23 protein-coding genes are annotated in these 20,860 nt (G+C 72.3%); 16 read left to right on the top strand and 7 right to left on the bottom strand.

What is annotated here, in order from left to right; genetic code table 11:
- The 4 genes from WBN91_RS18800 (at window position 1) to WBN91_RS18815 (ending at window position 3,041) form a co-directional block, all read left to right on the top strand.
- Window positions 1–375 (top strand): winged helix-turn-helix transcriptional regulator, encoded by a 375-nt coding sequence (locus WBN91_RS18800; protein WP_337723734.1) that lies wholly within the window; start codon window positions 1–3, stop codon window positions 373–375.
- Between the two features lie 151 nt (window positions 376–526).
- The gene (locus tag WBN91_RS18805) at window positions 527–1,588 is read left to right on the top strand and encodes a gamma-glutamylcyclotransferase (RefSeq protein ID WP_337723735.1); all 1,062 of its coding nucleotides are present in this window, start codon (window positions 527–529) and stop codon (window positions 1,586–1,588) included.
- A 91-nt stretch (window positions 1,589–1,679) separates the two neighbouring features.
- The gene (locus WBN91_RS18810) at window positions 1,680–2,258 is read left to right on the top strand and encodes a DUF4232 domain-containing protein (RefSeq protein ID WP_337723736.1); all 579 of its coding nucleotides are present in this window, start codon (window positions 1,680–1,682) and stop codon (window positions 2,256–2,258) included.
- Window positions 2,259–3,041 (top strand): alpha/beta hydrolase, encoded by a 783-nt coding sequence (locus WBN91_RS18815; RefSeq protein WP_337723737.1) that lies wholly within the window; start codon window positions 2,259–2,261, stop codon window positions 3,039–3,041.
- Window positions 3,042–3,210: 169 nt separating this feature from the next.
- Here WBN91_RS18815 and WBN91_RS18820 read toward each other — a convergent pair whose 3' ends face one another.
- Window positions 3,211–3,957 carry an SDR family NAD(P)-dependent oxidoreductase gene (locus WBN91_RS18820; RefSeq protein WP_337723738.1) on the bottom strand — a complete coding sequence of 249 codons (747 nt, stop codon included), beginning with the start codon at window positions 3,955–3,957 and terminating at the stop codon, window positions 3,211–3,213.
- A gap of 121 nt (window positions 3,958–4,078) precedes the next feature.
- Between WBN91_RS18820 and WBN91_RS18825 the strand changes: the two genes are divergently transcribed.
- From WBN91_RS18825 to WBN91_RS18845, 5 genes are all read left to right on the top strand, one after another.
- Window positions 4,079–4,894 (top strand): hypothetical protein, encoded by an 816-nt coding sequence (locus WBN91_RS18825; protein WP_337723739.1) that lies wholly within the window; start codon window positions 4,079–4,081, stop codon window positions 4,892–4,894.
- Between the two features lie 134 nt (window positions 4,895–5,028).
- Window positions 5,029–5,289, top strand: a complete 261-nt coding sequence (locus WBN91_RS18830; RefSeq protein ID WP_121223353.1) for a hypothetical protein — start codon at window positions 5,029–5,031, stop codon at window positions 5,287–5,289.
- A 20-nt stretch (window positions 5,290–5,309) separates the two neighbouring features.
- Window positions 5,310–5,561, top strand: coding sequence for a hypothetical protein (locus WBN91_RS18835; protein ID WP_337723740.1), 252 nt, complete (start codon window positions 5,310–5,312; stop codon window positions 5,559–5,561).
- A gap of 1 nt (window position 5,562) precedes the next feature.
- Window positions 5,563–8,331: an FtsK/SpoIIIE domain-containing protein gene (locus WBN91_RS18840; RefSeq protein ID WP_337723741.1), complete on the top strand. Its 2,769-nt coding sequence runs from the start codon at window positions 5,563–5,565 to the stop codon at window positions 8,329–8,331.
- Window positions 8,328–8,753, top strand: a complete 426-nt coding sequence (locus WBN91_RS18845; RefSeq protein ID WP_337723742.1) for a hypothetical protein — start codon at window positions 8,328–8,330, stop codon at window positions 8,751–8,753. Before WBN91_RS18840 ends, WBN91_RS18845 begins: the two co-directional genes overlap by 4 nt.
- On the opposite strand, the gene WBN91_RS18850 is transcribed toward WBN91_RS18845, so the two are convergent.
- Window positions 8,750–9,154: a GNAT family N-acetyltransferase gene (locus tag WBN91_RS18850; RefSeq protein ID WP_337723743.1), complete on the bottom strand. Its 405-nt coding sequence runs from the start codon at window positions 9,152–9,154 to the stop codon at window positions 8,750–8,752. The two genes, WBN91_RS18845 and WBN91_RS18850, sit on opposite strands and share 4 nt — an antisense overlap.
- A gap of 34 nt (window positions 9,155–9,188) precedes the next feature.
- Between WBN91_RS18850 and WBN91_RS18855 the strand changes: the two genes are divergently transcribed.
- Window positions 9,189–9,887, top strand: coding sequence for a GNAT family N-acetyltransferase (locus tag WBN91_RS18855; protein WP_337723744.1), 699 nt, complete (start codon window positions 9,189–9,191; stop codon window positions 9,885–9,887).
- Between the two features lie 38 nt (window positions 9,888–9,925).
- The gene (locus tag WBN91_RS18860) at window positions 9,926–10,939 is read left to right on the top strand and encodes an NADP-dependent oxidoreductase (protein ID WP_337723745.1); all 1,014 of its coding nucleotides are present in this window, start codon (window positions 9,926–9,928) and stop codon (window positions 10,937–10,939) included.
- Here the strand turns inward: WBN91_RS18860 and WBN91_RS18865 are convergent.
- Both WBN91_RS18865 and WBN91_RS18870 read right to left on the bottom strand, forming a co-directional pair.
- Window positions 10,936–12,132 carry an amidohydrolase gene (locus tag WBN91_RS18865; protein WP_337723746.1) on the bottom strand — a complete coding sequence of 399 codons (1,197 nt, stop codon included), beginning with the start codon at window positions 12,130–12,132 and terminating at the stop codon, window positions 10,936–10,938. The genes WBN91_RS18860 and WBN91_RS18865 overlap by 4 nt on opposite strands.
- Window positions 12,129–13,745 carry an FAD-binding oxidoreductase gene (locus tag WBN91_RS18870; RefSeq protein WP_337723747.1) on the bottom strand — a complete coding sequence of 539 codons (1,617 nt, stop codon included), beginning with the start codon at window positions 13,743–13,745 and terminating at the stop codon, window positions 12,129–12,131. The genes WBN91_RS18865 and WBN91_RS18870 overlap by 4 nt, the downstream gene beginning before the upstream one ends.
- Window positions 13,746–13,761: 16 nt before the next feature.
- On the opposite strand from WBN91_RS18870, the gene WBN91_RS18875 reads away from it, so the two are divergent.
- A complete protein-coding gene (locus WBN91_RS18875; protein WP_337723748.1) occupies window positions 13,762–14,331 on the top strand; it encodes a TetR/AcrR family transcriptional regulator in 570 nt (189 codons plus the stop codon).
- Window positions 14,328–15,764, top strand: coding sequence for a glycerol-3-phosphate dehydrogenase/oxidase (locus WBN91_RS18880; RefSeq protein WP_337723749.1), 1,437 nt, complete (start codon window positions 14,328–14,330; stop codon window positions 15,762–15,764). The genes WBN91_RS18875 and WBN91_RS18880 overlap by 4 nt, the downstream gene beginning before the upstream one ends.
- A 62-nt stretch (window positions 15,765–15,826) precedes the next feature.
- Here the strand turns inward: WBN91_RS18880 and WBN91_RS18885 are convergent, their stop codons facing one another.
- From WBN91_RS18885 to WBN91_RS18895, 3 genes are read right to left on the bottom strand one after another with little or no spacing between them, the layout of a single operon-like run.
- Complete coding sequence (locus tag WBN91_RS18885) at window positions 15,827–17,470, bottom strand: WXG100 family type VII secretion target (protein ID WP_337723750.1); 1,644 nt, start codon at window positions 17,468–17,470, stop codon at window positions 15,827–15,829.
- Window positions 17,467–17,775: a type VII secretion target gene (locus tag WBN91_RS18890; RefSeq protein WP_337723751.1), complete on the bottom strand. Its 309-nt coding sequence runs from the start codon at window positions 17,773–17,775 to the stop codon at window positions 17,467–17,469. Before WBN91_RS18890 ends, WBN91_RS18885 begins: the two co-directional genes overlap by 4 nt.
- An 18-nt stretch (window positions 17,776–17,793) precedes the next feature.
- Complete coding sequence (locus WBN91_RS18895) at window positions 17,794–18,246, bottom strand: YbaB/EbfC family nucleoid-associated protein (RefSeq protein ID WP_337723752.1); 453 nt, start codon at window positions 18,244–18,246, stop codon at window positions 17,794–17,796.
- 196 nt (window positions 18,247–18,442) lie between these two features.
- On the opposite strand from WBN91_RS18895, the gene WBN91_RS18900 reads away from it, so the two are divergent.
- The 3 genes from WBN91_RS18900 to WBN91_RS18910 all read left to right on the top strand — a co-directional run bounded on the left by WBN91_RS18900 (window position 18,443) and on the right by WBN91_RS18910 (window position 20,833).
- On the top strand, window positions 18,443–18,700 hold the full coding sequence (locus tag WBN91_RS18900; protein WP_121223365.1) for a helix-turn-helix transcriptional regulator: 258 nt from the start codon (window positions 18,443–18,445) through the stop codon (window positions 18,698–18,700).
- A 106-nt stretch (window positions 18,701–18,806) separates the two neighbouring features.
- Complete coding sequence (locus WBN91_RS18905; protein ID WP_443217748.1) at window positions 18,807–19,649, top strand: ABC transporter ATP-binding protein; 843 nt, start codon at window positions 18,807–18,809, stop codon at window positions 19,647–19,649.
- Window positions 19,646–20,833 carry an ABC transporter permease gene (locus WBN91_RS18910; protein ID WP_337723754.1) on the top strand — a complete coding sequence of 396 codons (1,188 nt, stop codon included), beginning with the start codon at window positions 19,646–19,648 and terminating at the stop codon, window positions 20,831–20,833. Before WBN91_RS18905 ends, WBN91_RS18910 begins: the two co-directional genes overlap by 4 nt.
- Window positions 20,834–20,860: the final 27 nt, after the last annotated feature.

Consider the following 20,860-nt stretch of genomic DNA (forward strand, 5'->3'; position numbering starts at 1 on the left):
GTGGCGACCAATGGTGACGTGTATGACCGCAACTGCCCCTCGCGGGTCATCGCCAACCACGCGACCGGCCAGTGGGGCAGCCTCGTGCTGGGCAAGCTGCTGGACGGGACGCGACGGTTCAGCGAGCTGCGCCGCGAGGTCGCGGGCGTGAGCGAGAAGATGCTCGCCCAGACCCTCCAGGCGCTGGAGCGTGACGGTCTGGTCCACCGGGAGGTCCGGCCGGTGATCCCACCGCACGTCGACTACTCCTTGACCCCGCTGGGTACTCAAGCCGCGGAACGGATCAGGGGGCTGTTCACGTGGATCGAGGACAACCTGCACCACCTCAAGGCCGCACAGGACGCCTACGACGCCCGACGCGCCGAGAACGTGTGACGGGTCACGTTCAGAACTCCGATCTGAATCGCTCCACCCCGGCGGTAAAGCACCCGTTCGGCGCACAAAATGTGAGGAAACATCGGGTGTTTGCGGTCGGTGAAAACCCAACACGACGTGAATTCCATGTGAGCTTTGCCAGAATGGGGTCATGACGCAGCCCTTCACGGACGATACCCACCCGGCCGAGCCCTACCCGGGAGCTCGGCCGGGACACTGCTTCGTGCACGTCGACGGCGCCGGCTGGCCGGTCACACCCGACCCGGGCGCCGACTCCGGCTGGCGGGTGGCACCGGACGGCAAGGACCTCGACGAGTGGCTCGCCGACCACGGCGAACCACCCCTGGCGGGCCGGATGCCGGTGCTGGCCTACGGGTCCAACGCCAACCCCGCCAAGGTCACCTGGCTGCGTGAAGAACTCGGACTGACCGGCCCGGCGGTCGTGCTCCGAGCCCGCTGCGAGGGCTTCGCCGCCGTGTGGGCGGCCGGGCTGCGCGCCCGCGACGGGCAGCGCCCCGCGACCCTGGCCGCCGCGCCCGGCGTCGAGGAGGAGCACGCGGTGTGGTTCGCCACCGCCGAGCAGCTCCGGGTCCTCGACCGCTGCGAGGGGCGCGGCCTGCGCTACCGGCTGGTGCGCGTGCACACCGGAAGCGTCACCCTGTTCGACGGCGCCGTGGTGGACTCCGTGCTCGCCTACACCGGCGCCGGCAAGCGGCGGATGCCGCTGCTCGTCAACGGGCGTCCGGTGCGCTGCGCGGACGTGGACCAGCGGAGGGCGTGGACGATGGGCGGACGACCGGCCGAGAGCGACGGCCTCGACGTCACCCCGGTGCACGGCGACCCCACCCCGGACGACTGGCCGGACCGCCTGTTCGTGTACGGCACCCTCCAGCCCGGCATGAGGGCCTGGCACCTGATCGAGCCCTTCGTGACCGGCGAGCCCGAACCAGCCCGCCTGCCCGGCTCCCTGCACGACACCGGCGCGGGCTACCCGGCGCTGCGACCCGGCGACGGCCCCGGCGTGCCCGGTCACGTGGTGCGCCTGGAGTCGCCCGAGGACGCGCTGCCCGTGCTCGACGAGTACGAGGGCGACGAGTACCGCCGCATCCGGGTGACCATGCCCGACGGGCGCGTGTGCTGGACCTACCTGTGGACCGCCGGCGTGGACGGGATGCCGGTGCTGCCCCACGGCTGGGTCGAGAACCGTCCGTGATGCGCCCGATCCGGTGAATTACTGTCCGCCGCACCCAACCGATCGGCGGCGGGGTACGTCCTCCTGGTAGGACCACGACCAGGAGGTGGACATGAGGCGACTCCTCGTGTGCTGCGGTGCCCTGGTGGCGCTGGCCGCGTGCGGCAGTCCGCGGCAGGCGGCCGACCAGCAGACCCTGCCGCTCGCCCCGTCCTCGACCAGTTCCGCCGCCCCCGTCCCGCCGACGTCCCCGACGACCGCGGCGCCCGCGACCGGCCGCTGCACCGCCGCGACCCTGAGCGGCAAGGTCGAGCCGACGGACGCGGGCGCGGGCAACCGGTACGGCAAGTTCGTCGTGACCAACACCGGCCAGGCGCTGTGCACGCTCAACGGCTACAGCGGCTTCCAGCTCCAGGACGCCAACGGGCAGCCGGTGCCGACCGACCTCCAGCGCACCCCGAACCCCGGCCCGTCACCCGTCCCGCTGGCGCCCGGCGCGAGCGCGGCGGCCAACCTGCACTGGAACGTCGTGCCCGCAGGCGACGAGCCGGTGGACCGACCGTGCCAGCCGGAGGCGAGCAACGCCGCCGCCATCCCACCGGACGAGACGCAGCCGCTGAGCGTGGCGTGGGGCCTGGGTCCGGTGTGCGGCGGTGGGAAGATCGAGATCAGCGCGTTCTACGCTGCCTAGGTGATCGAGTCCAACGTCCCCGGCCACGCCGGGGAGCTCGCGGTCCGCACCTGGCCGAACCTCGACGCCACCTGGCTCGCCGTGCTCGTGCACGGCTACGGCGAGCACGGCGGGCGCTACCGGCACGTGGCCGACAGACTCGTCGAGGCGGGCGCGCTGGTGGTCGCCGCCGACCACGTGGGGCACGGCAGGTCCGAGGGCGAACCCGTGCTGATCACCGACTTCGACGGCCTGGTCGCCGACGTCGGCGCGGCGGTCAGCTCGGCCGCCACCGACCTGCCGACCGTCCTCATCGGACACTCGATGGGCGGCCTGGTCGCCACCCGGTACGCGCAGCTGCACCCGTTGGCGGCACTGGTGTTGTCCGCGCCCCTGCTCGGCACGTGGCAGGGCCTGGACCTGCTGTCCCTGCCGGAGATCCCGGACACCCCGATCGACCCGGACGTGCTGTCCCGCGACCCGGAGGTCGGCAAGCAGTACGCCGCCGACCCCCTGGTCTGGCACGGCCCGTTCAAGCGGTCCACGCTGGAGGCGCTGGAACGCGCGCTGGACGAGGTGAACTACGGCCCCACCCTGGAGCACCTGCCGACGCTGTGGCTGCACGGCGAGGCCGACGAGCTCGTGCCGCTGGCCGACACCCGTACCGGCACCGACCGCGTCCGGGGCTTGCTGTTCGAGGAGCGCATCTACCCCGGCGCGCGGCACGAGCTGTTCAACGAGACCAACCGGGACGAAGTGCTGGACGACGTGGTTGCGTTCGTCCGGCGAGTGCTCGGTGTCTAATGGCGCGACTCCGTCGCGCGGCTCGGCCGCCCCAAAGTCGGCTTGTCGCGCCGCGTTTCCCGCCGATCGGAAAAGCTGATCGTCGGGAAAGGCGGCGCGACAAGCCGACGGCGGCCTCGCGGGGCACAGAGCGGCGGGCGCGGGGCCTGGAGGTCGTCCGGCGGGTGGTTCACCAGAGCTGATCGGTCGGGCGCACCAGGATCTCGTTGACGGACACGTGCTCGGGCTGGGTGAGGGCGTAGAGCACGGCGGCGGCGATGTCCTCGGCCTGGAGCTGGCGCATGCCGGTGATCCGGTCCTCCAGCGCGTTCTTGGCGTTCTGGTCGGTGATGTGCTCGCGCAGCTCGGTCTCCACCACGCCCGGCTCGACCACGACGACCCGGACGCCCTGTGCGGCCACCTCCTGCCGCAGCGCCTCGCTGAACGCGTTGAGACCGAACTTGGTGGCCGCGTAGACGGCGGCGGTCGGGCGCGCGCCCCGGCCGGCGGTGGACGAGATCTGGATGAGCGCGCCGCGCCGCTCGACCAGGTGCGGCAGGGCGGCGTGGGTGAGGTACATGACGCCGAGGAGATTTGTCGACACCATCCGCCGCCAGTCCTCGGTGTCCGCGCCCAGGACGGTGCCCAGCAGCATCACGCCGGCGTTGTTGACCAGCACGTCCAACCCGCCGAACACCTCGACGGCCCGCTCGACGGCGGCCCGGCAGGCGGCCTCGTCGGTCACGTCCAACTCCAGGGTCAACACCTTGACCCCTTCCTCCGCCAACCGCGCCTCCACCGCCGCCAGCCGCTCGACCCGCCTGGCGGCCAGCACGACCGACGCCCCGGCCCTGCCCAGCGCGACCGCCGTCGCCTCGCCGATGCCCGAAGACGCCCCGGTCACCAACGCGACCTTGCCCTGAAGGTTGTTCGTCATGCCGTACAGCAAATCGGTTGGAGCACACTCCAGGTCAAGTTGGGCCGAGAGCACTTCGGTCGGTGCCACCGAACGGGCGGAGTGCGGGCATCGGCGGGGTTCGTGGACAATTCGTGCTGCGATGGTGGGCGAAGACCTGGAGCTGCTGATCACCGTGGTGGTCGCGGCCGATGACGAGCAGCAGGCGCGGGCCGCCTGTGCCGGGCTGCTGCGGCGGGTCGGCGGTCGGGTCGTCGCCGCCGGGGACTGCTCGGACGAGGAACCCGGGTGCTGGTCGGTGACGGTGTCGCTGGTCAGTGGCGAGCGGGCCACGCAGAACGTCGCGGGTGCGCTGGCGCGGGCCGTCCGGATGTTCGTGCGGTCGCTCGGGGACGACTTCCCGATGCCCCGGGTCGCGTGCGAGCCGCCCACGGCGTGGACCGTGCTGGAGGACCAGCCCCAGTTGGACGGCATCGTGCCGGGCGCGGAACGGCTGCTGATCGAGGCTTGGGCGGGCGGGGACCCGCAGCGCCGGCCCGAGGCCGAAACCGCGAAAAACGGGGAAGATCGGCCGGTCGCCGATGTTGATCCCCCGGTCGGCGGGGGTACCCGGCTGCTGTTGCGGGTCGACGTCGCCGCCGACCGGTCCGCCGGGGCCGAGTGGCAAGCGCGGGCGGTAGCGAGTCGGGTCGCGCGAAGTGGCAAGATCACCCGAGTGGCTCCACATGGGCACCTACTGAGCGTGCACATCGATCTCGGGTCGAGTGTCGATTCGCCCACGGTCGCGCTACAGGGCGCGGTGTCGTCGTTGGGCCGAACGGGGTGGACGCCCGTGGAGTGGTCGGGTGAGTCGGCGGTGACGCGCTGGTCAGCGACGCCCGTCCCGGAGAGTGGGATCACGGCGTTGGAACTGTCCGCGACACCGGCCTCGGCATTCGTGTGGACGGCGCCCGACTGAGATCGACAACGCTAATCCGATCGAGTGGGTTTCCGATGCCACCCGGTCAGCCGATCTTGCTTGTGAATCGTGAAACCTTCGGTACTACTTTCAACTATAGGAACTCCAGCGTTGTGGGAGGGGTCGGGACCGACATGGCCAGCATCGAAGAGGTCCGCGCCGCGATCGCCCAAGCCGTCGACAAGGCCGGGCAGAGCGCCCAGGCCCTGCAACAGGCGGCCGACCTGGCCGAGGACGCCCAGGCGCTGCTGAGCACCGCCACCCAGGGCAGCGCCCAGGCCGACGTGGAGCAGGCCAACAGCCAGTTCGCCGAGGTCGTCAGCGGGGTCACCGACCTCCAGAAGTTCCTGGCCAACGGCATCGCGCAGGCCGAGAACATCAACTCCCGGCTCTGACGAGTCGTGAAGGCCGTGACGTGACGTCGGTCGCCGAGGTGCGGCTCGCGCTCGAACAGAGCTGCGAGCTGCTCCGTGACGCCTATCGCAGTGTCCGCGAGGCGCAGAGCGCGTTGGACGAGGCGATGGACATCCTCGCCGACGCGGGCGCGAACCACCCCGAGCCGCTGGTGCCCGCCGGGTTCGCCAAGGCCCACGAGCGCTTCGCCGACGAGCTGGACCTCATCGTCCGCAGCCTGGACCTGGTCCAGCGCCTGGCCGTGGAGCTGTGACGTGAGCAGGCGCGACGAGCGGCGCAGGAAGGTCGAGGGCGCCTTCGAGGAGTTCCGGGACGCGGTGGCCGCCGCGCTGGGCAACGCCTCGCGCGAGCTGCGGCAGCTGGTGGACGAGCGCGCCCGGGACATGTTCGAGGTGATGCTGCGCGGCGAGGGCGTCGACCGGGCGCTGGCCGACCCGGTGCTGGCGCGGGCCGTGCAGCGGCACAAGGGGTTGGGGCAGCAGCTCGCGCAGGCGCTGGTCGACCGGGTGGCCGCGTTCCGCGAGTGGTCCGAGGGTGGCCCGGACCAGCTGACCGCCCTGGTGAACGCGGTCGCGCCGGGTCCCGCGTCGTGGCCGCCGGAGGGCTGGCTGGGCACGCCCGGCACGGCCGACGGCAGCGAGGGCGTGCCCGAGCTGTGGCGCATCGGCACCGGCGTGGTGCGCGGCGCGCCCGAGCCCCGCGCGTTCCCGGTGGCCGTGCCGCTGCTGGACCACTCGCACCTGCACGTGTCGTCCACTTGGGAGAGTCGCCAGGCGGCGGACGCGCTGGTGGAGAACCTGCTGCTGCGCCTGGTCAGCCACTTCCAGCCGGGCCTGGTGCACATCCACGTGTGGGACGTCAACCAGCTCACCGGCTCGCTGCCCGGCCTGTACCCGCTGACCCGCGCGGGCCTGCTGACCGTGCACGACCCGGCCCGCCCGCAGGAGCTGCTGGACGAGCTGTCCGACCACATCCGCCGCGTGCACACCGGGGTGCTGGTCGAGGGCCACCAGTCGGTGCGGTCGGTCGGCGGGCGGCGCACCGAGCCGTGGCGGGTGGCCGTGCTGTTCGGCAACCGCCAGGTGCTCAAGGAAGAGCACCAGCAGCAGCTGCAACGGGTGGCGCGCAACGGGTTGGCGTGCGGCGTGCAGCTGATCATCGTGGACATCCCTGTGACGGTGAACTCGCCGATCGAGACCGTGACCATCCACCCCGACCAGACCGCCACCTGCACCATGACCGGCAAGCACGTCGTGGTGACGCTGGACCCGCCGTTCTCCCGCACCGCCGTGCCCCGCGCGTGCGCGGCCATCGCGGACAAGCGGGAGGAGCGCCGGACGCGGCTGAGCACCTTCCAGGACCTGCTGCCCGAGCAGTTCTGGCAGGAGAGCTCGGCCTCCGGCGTCGTGGCCCCGGTGGGCTACCACGAGGGCGAACCGGTGCACGTGGCGCTGGGCGACACCTCGCCGCACGCCCTGATCGGCGGACCGAGCGGGTCGGGCAAGACGAACTTCCTCTACGCGATGCTGGGCAGCCTGGCCGCCCGCTACCACCCCGACGAGCTGGAGCTGTACCTGCTGGACTTCAAGGAGGGCGTGTCGTTCGCGCAGTTCGCGCCGGGCCGCAAGGACCCGACGTGGCTGCCGCACGCGCGCCTGGTCGGCGTGAACGTCAACACCGACCGCGAGTTCGGCGTGGCGCTGCTGAAGTTCCTGGCCGACGAGATGCGCAGGCGGGCGGACGCGGCCAAGCGGCACGAGGTCACCAAGCTGGAGCAGCTGCGCGAGGAGGACCCGGACGGCCGGTGGCCCCGGATCGTGGCCGTGATCGACGAGTTCCAGTACCTGTTCGGTGAGCGCGACAACGTGACCGCGCAGGCCACGCAGCTGCTGGAGGACGTGGCGCGGCGCGGCCGGTCGCAGGGCATCCACCTGGTGCTGTCCAGCCAGGACGTGTCCGGCATCGAGGGGTTCTGGGGCAAGTCGGCGATCTTCGAGCAGTTCACCGTGCGCATCGCGCTGCCCAAGGCCCGCCGCGTGCTGGCCGAGCCGCAGAACGACGCCGCCGTCGAGCTGCCGCGCTGGCACGCCGTGGTCAACCACGAGTCGGGGGTCCGGCCGGGCAACGAGGTCGCGCGCATCCCGGACACCACGAGCAAGGGCACGTTCGACGTCTTGCAGGCCGAGCTGCACCGCCGACGGCCGCCGGACCTGCCCGAGCCGATCCTGTTCGACGGCAGCAAGGTGCCCGCGTTGCAGTCGCTGCCGGACTTCCAGTCGCTGCGCACCGGCGAGGCCAACCCGACCGTGCTGCTGGGCCAGGTCATCGACGTGGCGGGCAGCGCGGCCAAGGTGCGGTTCCCGCGCACCCCGGGGCGCAACATCGCGGTCATCGGCTCGCTGCCCGAGGACGCGTCGGGCGTGCTCGGCGGCGCGGCGCTGTCCCTGGCGCGGCAACGCGAGCCGGGCGAGGCGCAGTTCAGCCTGGCGTGCCTGGCCGAGGACGCCTGGCCGTACGCGGAGAAGCTCTACAAGCAGCTCCAGAACGCCGGCCACTCGGCGGAGCTGTTCGGCCTGGAGGGCATCCGGGCGCTGCTGGACGGCACCGCGGCCCGCCTGACGGCGTCGGTGACCGGCGAGTCCGGCGCGCCGCTGCCGCCCCACTACCTGGTGGTGTACGCGGTGGACGCCGCGCACGCCTTGCTGGAGAACAAGGATCCCACCACTCGCACGTCCGGAGTGGACAGTCTGCGCACCGTGCTCAAGCACGGCCCGGAGAACCGCACCCACCTGCTCGGGTGGTGGCGGGGCGTGCAGCGGCTGAAGAACAGCCTGCCGCCGGGCCAGTACGACGACATCGGCGCGTGGCTCGCGTTCGACGTGCAGGGCAAGGAGTTGATCTCGTTCGGTCCGGAGCAGGTGATGTCGTGGTCCCCGAGGCCGCACCGCTGCCTGTTCTTCGACCGGTTCGAGCACTCCCGCCCGCAGGTGGTCATTCCGTTCGACACCGGGGAGGAATCATGATCAGCCACGCCTCTGTCGTGCCCGCGCAGCGCAGTGGGGACGCCGTGCCGGAGGTGGAGGCGGTCTCCGCGGTCGAGCGGTACAAGGAGATCGTGGCGCTGGCGGGCGACTCCGTGCAGCGCATGAGGGACGTGGACCACCAGCGCGTCGGGGAGGCGTTGGAGCGGTTGAGCGCCTCGCAGGACCGCATGGCGGAGGCCGTGGAGCAGGAGATGCTGACCCGGGTCGGCGTGACCCTGCTGTGGGAGTCGGCGCTGGACCTGCTGTGGGACGAGCGCTGGCTGACCATGAAGCCCCTGCCCGCGCCGGACGAGGCCGTCCCGCCGCGCCCGCAGGAGCACTACAACGGGATGATGGAACTGGCGCACCAGCGACTGGAGGACGCCCTCCAGAAGCGGACGCTGTTCCGCAAGGGTTCCTAGAACGTCCAGCTCAACGACACCGTCGCCTCGGCGTCGGCCCGGGTGCGGGCGTAGGTCGCCAGGGCGGCGGTGTTGTCGGGTTCGGTGGCGGTGAACGCGCCGTAGCAACCGCGTTCCTTCGCCAACGCCAGCAAGGCCTCCACCAGGGCCGTGCCGATGCCCCGGCGCTGGTAGGCGTCGTCCACGCCCAGCTCGTACAGGAACATCTCGGTGCCCTTGTCCGGGTGGGTGGTCTCCACCCCGGACACGAAGCCCGCCGGCTCGTCGTCCACGTACGCGATGAGCAGGTGGTGGCGTTCATCGGCGAGGAACGCCCGGGTGGCCGCGGCCGTCGGCGGGTCGTCGAACAGTCGTGCGGCGGCCATCACATCGTCGTACGAGGTCACCCGCCGGATCTGCATGCGGGCGAGGGTAGTGCTCGACGATGATGCGGTCATGCGTGTTTTGCACACCCCGGACGAGGTGGCGGCGGCGAACCCTGACCCGATCGTCCGGTGGGCCGCCCAGAGCCTGCTGCCTGGAGGCGGCGGCGCGGCGTGGGCGCACGGCGGCGCGGTGGCCGTCCACGCGCCCGCCCTGAACCGGCACGACCGGCTCGTGCTCGCCGGCCCCACCGACGACATCGCCACGCTGCTCGACACCCTCCACCGACCCGGCCTGGAACCGATGGTCACCACGGAGACGGCCGCCGCACTCCCCCAGTACCCCGCGCGCGGCACCTTCGGGTGGATGGAACGCACCGGCACGCTCGCCGCGCCCGACGGCGTCCGCTGGCTGCGCGAGGACGAGTGGGACGACGTGGAGTCCCTGCTGCGCAAGGCCAGCCCTCACTCCTACGTATGGCCGCACGAACGCGGACCACGCCGGTGGGCGGGCATCCACGTCGACGACTGCCTGGTCGCGGTGGCCGCCGAAGCCTGGTCGGCGCCCGGCATCGGCTTCCTCGCGGGCGTCGCGACCCACCCCGACCACCGCGGACGCGGACTGTCCACCCGGATCTGCGCGTACGTGGCCTGCGCACTCCTGGCGGAGCACGGCGAGTGCGCCCTGATGGTGGACGGGGCCAACGCCCCGGCTATCAGGGTCTACGAACGCCTCGGTTTCACCTATCGCAGCGTCACAGCCCTGAAATGACGGGAACACCGGCGGCCGACGCGGTGGTTGCACGGAACATGAGCGTGCCGAACACCGCGCGGGAGATCCACCTCGCCGCCCGCCCGAAGGGCTTCCCGACCCTCGACGACTTCGCCCTGGCCGAGGTCGAGGTCCCCACCCCGGGGGACGGCCAGATCCTGGTCCGCAACCTCGTGATGAGCGTGGACCCGTACATGCGCGGCCGGATGAACGACCGCAAGTCGTACGTGCCCCCGTTCCAGATCGGCCAGCCGCTCGACGGCGGCGCGGTCGGCGAGGTCGTGGCGTCCGGGGCGGAGGGCTTCGCCGTGGGCGACACCGTCCTGCACGGACTGGGCTGGCGCGAATACGCCCTGCTCGACGCGGCCCACGCCAAGAAGGTCGACCCGACCAAGGCGCCGCTGGGCGCATACCTGGGCGTCCTCGGCATGCCCGGCATGACCGCGTACGCGGGTCTGGTGGAGGTGGCCGCCTTCAAGGAGGGCGACGTCGTCTTCGTGTCCGGCGCGGCCGGCGCGGTCGGCCAGGTGGCGGGCCAGCTGGCGAAGCTGAAGGGCGCCAAGCGCGTGATCGGCAGCGCCGGCACCGACGCCAAGGCCGACTACCTGGTGAACCAGCTGGGCTTCGACGCGGCCTTCAACTACCGGAACGCCCCCGTGCGGGAGCAGCTGGCCGAGGCCGCGCCGGACGGCATCGACGTGTACTTCGACAACGTCGGCGGCGACCACCTCGAAGCGGCCCTGGACGCGTTCAACCTCAACGGCCGGGCGGCGCTGTGCGGCGCGATCTCGGTCTACAACGACGCCGAGCCCAAGCCCGGCCCCGACAACCTGTTCCTGGCCGTCGGCAAGCGCCTGACGCTGCGCGGGTACCTGGTCGCGGACCACGAGCACCTGCGCGAGCAGTTCGTGCGGGAGGTCGGCGGCTGGATCGCGTCGGGCGAGCTGAAGTACGACGAGACCGTCACCGAGGGCGGGGTGGAGAAGGCTCCGGAGGCCTTCCTCGGCATGCTCCGCGGCGAGAACCTCGGCAAGGCCCTCGTCACCTTCTAGACCAGCTCGCCCTCCGCCGCGACGACCCGGCCCTCGTGCACCACCAATGTGCGAGGCGCACGGTCCATGACGGCGGCGGTCACCGTGTCACCGGGCACCACCACGACGTCCGCCGGCGCACCTTCGGTCAACCCCAAGGTGCGCCCCACCACCGAAGCCCCGCCCCTGGTGGCGATGTCCACGCACATCTCCACCAGGGCATCCGCTCGGAACCCGCTCCGGTACGCGAGCTGCCAGGTCCGGTCCAGCATGTCGCCGTTCCCGTACGGGGACCAGTAGTCGCGGATGCCGTCCTGACCAAGGCCGATCCGCACACCTGCCCACCGCAACTGCCGCAGCGGCAACGGTTCGCGCACGCCGGGCGCCACCGTGGTGACGGCCACGTCGTGCTCGGCCAACATCTCGATCAGCCCGCGCTGCCGCTCTTCGTCCACAGTGGACAACGCGAAGGCGTGGCTCACGGTCACCTTGCCGCGCATGTCCAGAGCCGCCACCCGCTCGCAGATCAGCTCGATCTGGAACGCTCCCAGCGACCCGGCGTCGTGCAGGTGGACGTCCACCCCGCGCTGGTGCTTCTCGGCCAACCCGAACACCACGTCCAGGTGCTTGACCGGGTCGCGGTCGTACCCGGCCGGGTCCAGGCCGCCGACCAGGTCCGCGCCCGCGCGCAGGGCCGCGTCCAGCAGCTCCGCGGTGCCCTTCTCCCGCAGGATCCCGCACTGCGGGAAGGCCACGACCTCGACGTGCGCGCGGCCGGCGTGGGTCTCGCGGGCCGCCAGGACGCCCTCCAGCTTCTCCAGTCCGGAGTCGACGTCCACCTGGGCGTGGCTGCGGACGACGGTCGCGCCGCCGGCGATCGTCCGACCCAGCGTGTGCGTGGCGCGTTCGGACACCGACCGCTCGGCGCCACGCCAGTTGCGGCGGTCGTTGTCGATCAACTCCGCCAGGCCGGCGCCGGCGCTGTGCGGGCGGAACGGCAGGCCCAGCCTGGTGGAGTCGAGGTGGGCGTGGGCGTCGGTGAAGGCGGGCAGCAGCACGCCGCCGCGGCCGTCCACCTCGGGCACACCGGGCGGGGCGGCCAGGCCGGCGCCGAACGCCGCCAGCTTCCCACCCGAGCACAGGACGTCGACCGCGGGCACGTCAAGGCTGTTCGGCCACGGCCGCACGGAACGGATCAGCAGATCACCGGTCACCCGCCCGAAACTATCCCGCCCGGGATGAGCTTGCCAGGGTTGAGCACGCCGGTGGGGTCGAGTGTCCGCTTGACGGACGCCAGCACCGCCACGCCCAGCGACCCGATCTCCGCCTCCAGGTAGGGGGCGTGGTCGGTGCCGACCGCGTGGTGGTGGCTGATCGTGCCGACGCCGCTGATCGCCTCGCCGGCGGCGGCCTTGGCCACCTGCCACTGTCCGACCGGGTCGTCGGCGTCGCGTGCGGCGAGGACGGTGAAGTACAGCGACGCGCCGGTCTCGTAGGCGTGCGAGATGTGGCACATCACGATGCACTCGCCCAACGCGTCCCGCAAAGCGTCACGAACCGACGTGCGCAAGGCGGAGATCCGCGACCAGTGCGTCGCCGTCTCCAGAGTCTCGACGCACACGCCGACCTCCATCAGCGCGTCGCGCTGGCGCGGGCCGTTGAACCGGCCGTGCCGCCACGCCTCGCCCAACAGCTTGCCCAGCGACACGGCCCGCAGGCCCCGCACGGTCTCCCGTCGACGGCGCTTGACCTCCGCTTCGGACGCCCCGTGCCAACCGAGGATCAGCAGGCAAGGCTCCTTGACCCCGCGTCCCCGCAGGTAGCCCTTCAACGCCGAGGTCTTCCAGCCGCCCGCCATCGACAGCGACACCTCGGTCTCGTCCACATCGGACAGTCGGGTCACGTCGGCGAGCACCCGGCGCTGCGCGAGCCGCCGCACGACCGACGCGCCGCGCTCCCAGCCGTCCACCACGAAACCCTCGTAGCGCTCGACCACCGGTCGCGGCCGGACCCGCACGGCGACCTCGGTGAGCACGCCGAACGCGCCCTCGCTGCCGATCACCAGCTGCTTGAGGTCCGGCCCGGCCGCCGACGCGGGCGCGGCGCCCAGCCGCCACTCGCCGACCGGTGTGGCCACCCGGACGCCCTCCACCATGTCCTCGAACCGGCCGTACCCGGAGGACGCCTGCCCGGCGGACCGGGTCGCGGCGAACCCGCCGATGGTGGCGCGCTCGTAGGACTGCGGCACGTGCCCGACGGTGAACCCGTGCGGCGCGAGCAGCCGGTCCGCCTCGGGCGCGGGCAACCCGGCTTGCAGCACGGCGATCCGGGACACCGGGTCCAGCGAGACCAGCTTGTCCAGCCGGACCAGGTCCAGGGCGATCACGGACGCCTTGTCCCCGCGCATCGCCGCCACCCCGCCGACCACGGACGTGCCGCCGCCGAACGGCACCACGGCCACGTCGTGCTCGACGCACACCGCGAGCACCTCGGTCACCTGCTCGGGGGTCGCGGGCAGCACCACGGCGTCGGGCACGGCGAGGTCGCCGGCGCCGCGCTGCCGCAGCAGGTCCAGGTAGGACAGGCCACCGGCCCGCCCGAGCCGGGAGTCGCGGTCGACCCGCACGAACCCGGGGCCGACCACGGCGTCCAGCGCGGCACGGGCGTCGGCGTCCAGGGCGGGCTCCGGCACGTCGAGCGGACGCGCGGGGGTGCGGACCTCGGTAAGGCCGGTGCGCTGCCGGAGCAGCTTGAGTGCGTGCGGCGGCAGCTCGGCCGTCGAGGGGGTCCACCTGCCCCGGAGGGTGTGGTCGATGCGCTCGGTCACCGCTACAGTGTGACACATGACGTCCCAACGTCACAGTGATGACGCACTCCTCGACGCGGCCCGCCACTGCGTGGTCGAGGTCGGTGTCCGCCGCACCACGCTGACGGACATCGCCAAGCGCGCCGGCGTGAGCCGGATGACCCTCTACCGCCGGTTCCCGGACGTCCGGACCCTCGTGCGGGCGTTGATGACCAGGGAGTTCACCGCGCTGCTGGCCCGCATCGAGGAACCCTCCGGCGCGACCGCGCGGGAACGGCTGGTCGCCAGGGCCATCGCGGGCATCCGCCTGCTGGCCGCCGACCCGCTGATGCGCCGGGTGCTGGACCTGGACGCCGAGCTGATGCTGCCCTACCTGGTGCAGCGCCTGGGCAGCACGCAGCGCCTGGTCGAGGCGTTCCTGCTGGGCGAGGTCGAGGCGGGCCACGCCGACGGCTCGATCCGCCCCGGCGACCCGCACGCTCAGGCCCGGCTGGTGCTGCTGACCACCCAGTCGATGGTGCTGTCGGTCCGCCCGGCCACCACCGACCTGGACTTCGACGCCCTGGTGGCCGAGCTCGCCGACTTCCTGAACGGGGCGCTGTCGTGACCACCTCGCTGAACGCCGTCCGCCGCCGCCGCGAACTCGCCGAGGTGGCCGAGAGGACCGTCGACCTGCTGGTCGTCGGCGGCGGGGTGACCGGGGCCGGGGTCGCCCTGGACGCCGCGTCGCGCGGCCTGGACGTGTGCCTGGTGGAGGCGCACGACCTGGCGTTCGGGACGTCCCGGTGGTCCAGCAAGTTGGTGCACGGCGGCCTGCGGTACCTGGCGCAGGGGGAGGTGGGCCTGGCCTACGAGAGCGCGGTCGAGCGCGGCATCCTCATGACCCGCACCGCGCCCCACCTCGTGCGCCCGCTGCCGCAGCTGGTCCCGTTGCACGGCAAGGCGAACGACCCCGTGGTCATGGCCGGTCTGCGCGCGGGCGACGTCCTCCGCCGCCTGGCCCGCACGCCGAGCCGCGTCCTCCCCCGGCCCCGGCACGTGCCCGCCGCCGAGGCCCTGGCCTTGGTCCCCGGCCTCGACCCGCACGGCCTGCGCGGTGGTCTGCTCGCCTACGACGGCCAACTGGTCGACGACGCCCGGTTGGTGGTGGCGCTCGCCCGGACCGCCGCCGGCTTTGGCGCACGCGTCATCACCCGAGCCCGGGTCACCGCCCTGCACGGCCGGACCGCGCAGGTCGTCGACGTCCTGACCGGCGAGAGCCTCACCGTCCGCGCCCGCGCGGTCGTGAACGCGACCGGCGTGTGGGCCGGGAACCTCGTGGACGTGAAGCTCCGCCCGTCCCGCGGCTCGCACCTCGTCCTCGCGGCGGACACGATGGGCATCACGCAGACCGCGCTGACCGTGCCGGTGCCGGGGACCCACAACCGCTACGGGTTGGTGCTGCCGCAGCGGGACGGGCGCGTGTACGTGGGCCTGACCGACGAACCGGTCGACGGACCCGTGCCGGACGTCCCCGAGGTGCCGGAGTCCGATGTGGACTTCCTCCTGGACATGGCGTCCTCGGTGCTGCGCCGGAAGTTGACCCGGGACGACGTGCTGGGCGCGTTCGCCGGTCTGCGGCCGTTGCTGGACACCGGGGGCGGGCCGAGCGCGGACCTGTCCCGGCGGCACGCGGTGCTGACCTCGGACGGCGTGACCACCGTGGTCGGCGGCAAGCTCACGACCTACCGGCGGATGGCGGCGGACGCCGTCGACGCCACCGGCCTGACGACGGTCCCCTGCCGCACGAAGTCCTTGCCACTGGTCGGTTCCGGCTTGGCGGCCGGGCCGGCGGAGTTGGTCGCGCGCTACGGCACCGAGGCGGGGAAGGTCGCGGAGATCGGCGAAGTGGCCTGGGCCGTGCGGCACGAAGGCGCGCTGGACGCGGACGACGTGCTGGACCGCCGCACCCGCACCGGACTGGTGCCGGAGGACCGCAGGGCACGGGAAGACGCCGTGCGCCGGGAAGTCGAGGAAGAACTCGCCGCCCTGCACGCATAGCGAAAGGGGACCTCCCGCCCAGGAGGTCCCCTTTCGGCCTGCGTGACCGGCTACCGGTCAGGTCACTCGCCGATGATCGGCTTCGCGGCCTTCGGCGGCTCGTCGATCAGCGGCTCGCCTTCCAGCCGGACCTTGCGCTGGTGGTCCTTGCCGTCGCCCTGGCCGCCCTGGGGCGCCATCGGCGGCATCATGCCGCCCATCATGCCGCCGCCCATGCCGCCGGCCCGACCACCCGCGCCGCCACCCGGCACGCCGCCGCCGGCCGCACCGCCCGAGCCCTGCGGGAGGACGCCGGACGCGCCACCGGCCTGGAGGGTCTGACCGGCGCCGCCGCCACCGGAAGCGCCGAGACCGCCACCGCCGCCACCACCGAAACCACCCGGAATACCGCCGCCACCGCCGCCGCCGACCCCGCCGCCGCTACCACCGGACGTGGGCAGGTCGGGGGTCGAGAAGGGCTTGGCCGAAGGCACGTAGGGCAGGGTCGTGTTGGTGGCGTACGTGGTGTCGCGGATGCCGCCGGGCAGCGTGGTCGGAGGCGGGGTCGAGCCCGACGCCGCCGGGACCCACCGGCCCGGCTCCCAGTGGCCACCGGAGCTCGCGCCACCGCCGCTGCCGCCGCTCCCGCCGCGACCGGCCGAGCCGCCACCGACCTGCGGGGGACGGCTGACCGTGCCGCCGGGCGGGGTGTAGCCGCCGCCGGAACCCGAACCGGAACCCCACTCGCCACCGGTCGGCGTGCCGCCCAGCGTCGGCGGACGGCTCACCTGCGGCCCACCGGAGCCGGCGCCCACACCGCTGGTGTTGGTGCCGCCGCCGCCGTTGCCCGACGTGTAGCGGTCGTTGGCGTTGCGGTCCATGTGGTTGAGCTGCTCTTCGGTCAGACCCAGGCCACCCGACGACGGCCGGGAGCCCGCACCGCCGCCGCCCGCGCCGCCACCCTTGTTGGAGTGGGTCATCGCGGTGATCGCCTGGAGGATCTGCTTGGCGGTGTTGATGATCTGCACGACCTGCTTGATCAGGTCGATGAGCTTCTTGAGCGAGTTGCCGAGCTTCTGGAGGAAGTCCGCGAGCTTCTTGGCGTAGTTCACGGCCATCTGGATGATGTCGGCGATCGCCGCCGCGATGGACGCGCCGAAGGTCAGCCAGGACACCGACAGCCACTGGATGATCTTCATGACCATGTCCGACACGGCCTTGCTGATCAGGTCCATGATGGTCTTGCGGACCTGCGCCACCAGCTCGCCCGCGCCCTTGGCGGCGTTGGAGATGCCGTGCGCGGCCTTACTCAGCGTCTCCAGGCCGGAGGCGTGCTTCTTGGCCGCCTCGCGGTAGCCGTCCGCCGACCGGCCGCGCCAGCCGCGGGTCTCCTCGACGGCGGTGCGCCGGTAGTCGGCGACGATGCCCTCGATCTGCTTGGCCGCGGACGCCCAGTCGCTCGACATCTTCTGGATCGCCTGCGGGTTGCCCAGCAGCGCGTCGAACGGCTCGCGCAGGAAGTCCACGTGCTGGATGGCCCAGCTGAACCCGGCGGACAGGAAGCCCGACAGCGGGTTGGACGCCATGCCGACGATGCTCATGGCGGTGTTGGCCATGCCCAGCCCCGCCTGCACCCAGTCGCCGCGCTCGACGGCCGCGACCGTGCCCTGCACATCGCCGATCAGGTGGGACGGGTCCCGTCCCTGCGTCGTGGCCTGCGTGCTCATCCGCGTGCCTTTCCGTTGAACCCGAAGGCGTTGTCGAGGTCGACGTTCTCGTAGAGGTCGGCGACCTCCCGCAGGCCCTGGCACATGTCCGCGATGGTCTCGGTGGCCTGGCCGAAGATGTCCTGCGACTGACCCGCCGACTTGAGCAGGAAGGAGGCCAGGAACGAACCGAAGATGCCGAAGGCCTCGGTCGACAGCGACGGGTCGGCGGTCTTGGTGGCCGCGAGCATCCGCTGCGCGAACTGGTCGACCGTGCCGGCGTGCGCCCGGATGTCCTCCGGGCTCACCTGGAACGACACGAACATGGTCCTCTACCCCCTGGCTCAGGCCATCACGTCGGGTGGGTTGGTGAAGTACTCGTCATCGGGCCTGGTGTCTCGACGCTCCAGCTCCGATTCCGGTTCCGCCGGCTCCGGCTCGTCACCCGAATAGCCGTTCGGCATGTTCTGCTTCACGAAGTCCAGCGCGGGCCCGTCGCCGACGAAGTCGGTCATGATCTGCACGACCTGGCCCGCGGCGGTGCGCTGCGCCTGCGCCACGGCGGTCATGATCGCGCCGGAGATGCGCTCCGGGTCCTCGCCGCGCAGGCCGGGCCGCAGGATCAGGTTCGTCAGCGCGCCCGAGGCGTTGACGCTGACGGTGATGAGGCCGTCCGGGGAGGTCGCGCTGCCGCCGACGTCACCGAGCTGGGCCTGGGCCTGCTCGGCGTTGCGCTTGGCCTGCTCGATCTTCTGCCCGTACTGCTTGAGCCACTCGTCCGGCTCGATCGGCTCCATAGGTCACCCCTCCAGGGAACGCCGGGTTTGCGGCCCGCGACACATTCGACCGGTCAACTCCCAGATTCGGTTCCGGGCAACGTATCGTTTCACCGAATCGTGATTTCCGTACCCGCCCGGCTTGGATACCGCCGTTCGGCCTATTGTGTGAATTGTTTACTTGCCGTTCTGTTGGGTTTTCGCAACACTTCGTAGCATGAGTCCGGCACGCCGGGACGTCGAACGGCGGATCCACAACCGGATCCGGGTGCTGCGGGTCGAGCGGGGGATGACCAGGGTGGGTCTGGCGCGGGCGGTCGGGGTCAACCCCCAGACCATCGGCGCGCTGGAGCGGGGCGACCACTACCCCGGCCTGGACCTGGCGCTGCGGATCTGCGAGGTGTTCGGCCTGCCCGTGGAAGCGGTGTTCAGCCGCGAGCCGTTCGAGCCGCTGTCCACGCGGGTGTACGGCTGAGACGGTGTACGGCTGGGACGCAGAGAGAGGGGCACGCGTGGCACAGGGGGTGCTGGAGGTCGACCGGGTCTCCAAGCGCTACGGTCCGGTCGTCGCCCTCCGGGACATGACCTTCGACGTGCGCGCCGGCGAGCTGTTCGGGTTCGTCGGCAGCAACGGCGCCGGCAAGACGACGACCATGCGGATCGCGCTGGGCGTGCTGGCCGCCGACGCCGGCGAGGTCCGCTGGAACGGCGCTCCCGTCACGCTGGAGACCCGCCGCCGCATCGGCTACATGCCCGAGGAGCGCGGCCTCTACCCGAAGATGAAGGTGCTCGACCAGCTGGTGTACCTGGCCGAGCTGCACGGCATGGCCACCGGCGCCGCGCACCGCTCGGCCGAGGACTGGATCGCCCGGCTGGGCCTGCGCGACCGGCGCGACGACGAGGTGCAGAAGCTCAGCCTGGGCAACCAGCAGCGGGTGCAGCTGGCGGCGGCGCTGGTGCACGACCCGGACGTGCTGGTGCTCGACGAGCCGTTCTCCGGGCTGGACCCGGTGGCGGTGGACGTGATGAGCCAGGTGCTGCGCGAGAAGGCCGCCGCGGGCGTGCCGGTGGTGTTCTCCAGCCACCAGCTGGACCTGGTGGAGCGACTGTGCGACCGGGTCGGCATCGTGCGCGCCGGGTCGCTGGTGGCCTGCGGGACGGTCGAGGACCTGCGGTCCGGGGGCAGCGTGAACCTGGTCGTGGACGCGCCCGACGCGGCGGACGGGTGGGCGGACGGCCTGGCCGGCGTGCGGACCGTGGCCGTCGAGGGCACGCGCACCACGCTGGAGCTGGGTCCGGACGCCGACGACCAGGCCGTGCTGCACGCCGCCCTGGCCACCGGCCCGGTCCGCGAGTTCACCCGGCGGCGGCCGACGCTGACCGAGCTGTTCCGCAGCGTCGTCACCGAGGAGCACGCGGCATGACCACCCTCACCCCGAACCGGGCGGTGTTCCTGGTCGCCCGGCGGGAGTTCCTGAGCAAGGTGCGGACCCGCTCGTTCGTCGTCGGCACGCTGGTGATCATCGCCGTGCTCGCCGGGTACGTGCTGCTCCAGACGGTCCTGTTCGACCGGTCCGAGCGGGACACCGTGGGCCTGAGCGGGCAGGCGACCGTGCTGGCCGAGCCGTTGAAGGTGACGGCGGGGTCGTTCGGGCGCGAGCTGGTCACCGTGGACGTCGCCGACGTGGCGGCGGCCGAGGCGCGGGTGCGGGCGGGCGAGCTGGACGCGCTGGTCACCGGCGCGCCGGACCGGCTGCGGGTGGTGGTCAAGGACCGGCTGGGCGACGACCTGCGCAACTCCATCGACCTGATCGTCAAGCAGCAGGTGCTCAACGCGCAGCTCGCGGAGGCGGGGCTGGACCCGGCGACCGTGGCGCGCAACGTCGAGCAGGCGGCGGTGGACGTCGTGGCCCTGGAGCCCGAGGACGCCCAGCGCGGGCAGCGGCTGGCGATCGGACTGGTGATCGCGGCGCTGCTGTACTACTCGCTGCTGGTCTACGGGACGATGGTGGCGCAGGGCGTGGTGGAGGAGAAGTCCAGCCGCGTGGTGGAGCTCCTGCTGTCGACGCTGCGGCCGTGGCAGCTGCTGCTGGGCAAGGTGCTGGGGCTCGGGCTGGTGGGGCTGGCGCAGTTGCTGCTGATCGGGACGACCGGGCTGGTGCTGTCGTCGGTGTCCGGCGTGATCGACGTGACCGGCGTGGCCGGCGGCGCGCTGGCGACCGGTGTCCTGTGGTACCTGCTCGGGTTCTTCCTCTACGCCACGGTGTTCGCGGCGGCGGCGTCGCTGGTGTCGCGGCAGGAGGAACTCCAGTCGGTGCTGACGCCGATCAGCATGGCGGTGGTGATCGCGTTCGTGGTCGGCATCAACCTGATGATCCAGGACGCGTCGGACGCGCTGGTGGCGGTCCTGTCGGTGCTGCCGCCGTTCGCGCCGATCCTCATGCCGGGCCGGATGGCGATGGGCGTGGCGCCCACGTGGCAGGTGCTGCTGGCGGTGGTGCTGGCGCTGGCGGCGATCGCGGCGATCACGTGGCTGGGTGGCCGGGTGTACGCGAACGCGGTCCTGCGGACCGGGGCGCGGGTGCGGCTGCGGGACGTGCTGCGGTAGCTCGACCTGCGTTAGCCCGACCAGGGG

The organism is Saccharothrix sp. CCNWYY140 (assembly GCF_037401995.1).
Taxonomy (GTDB): Bacteria; Actinomycetota; Actinomycetes; order Mycobacteriales; family Pseudonocardiaceae; genus Actinosynnema.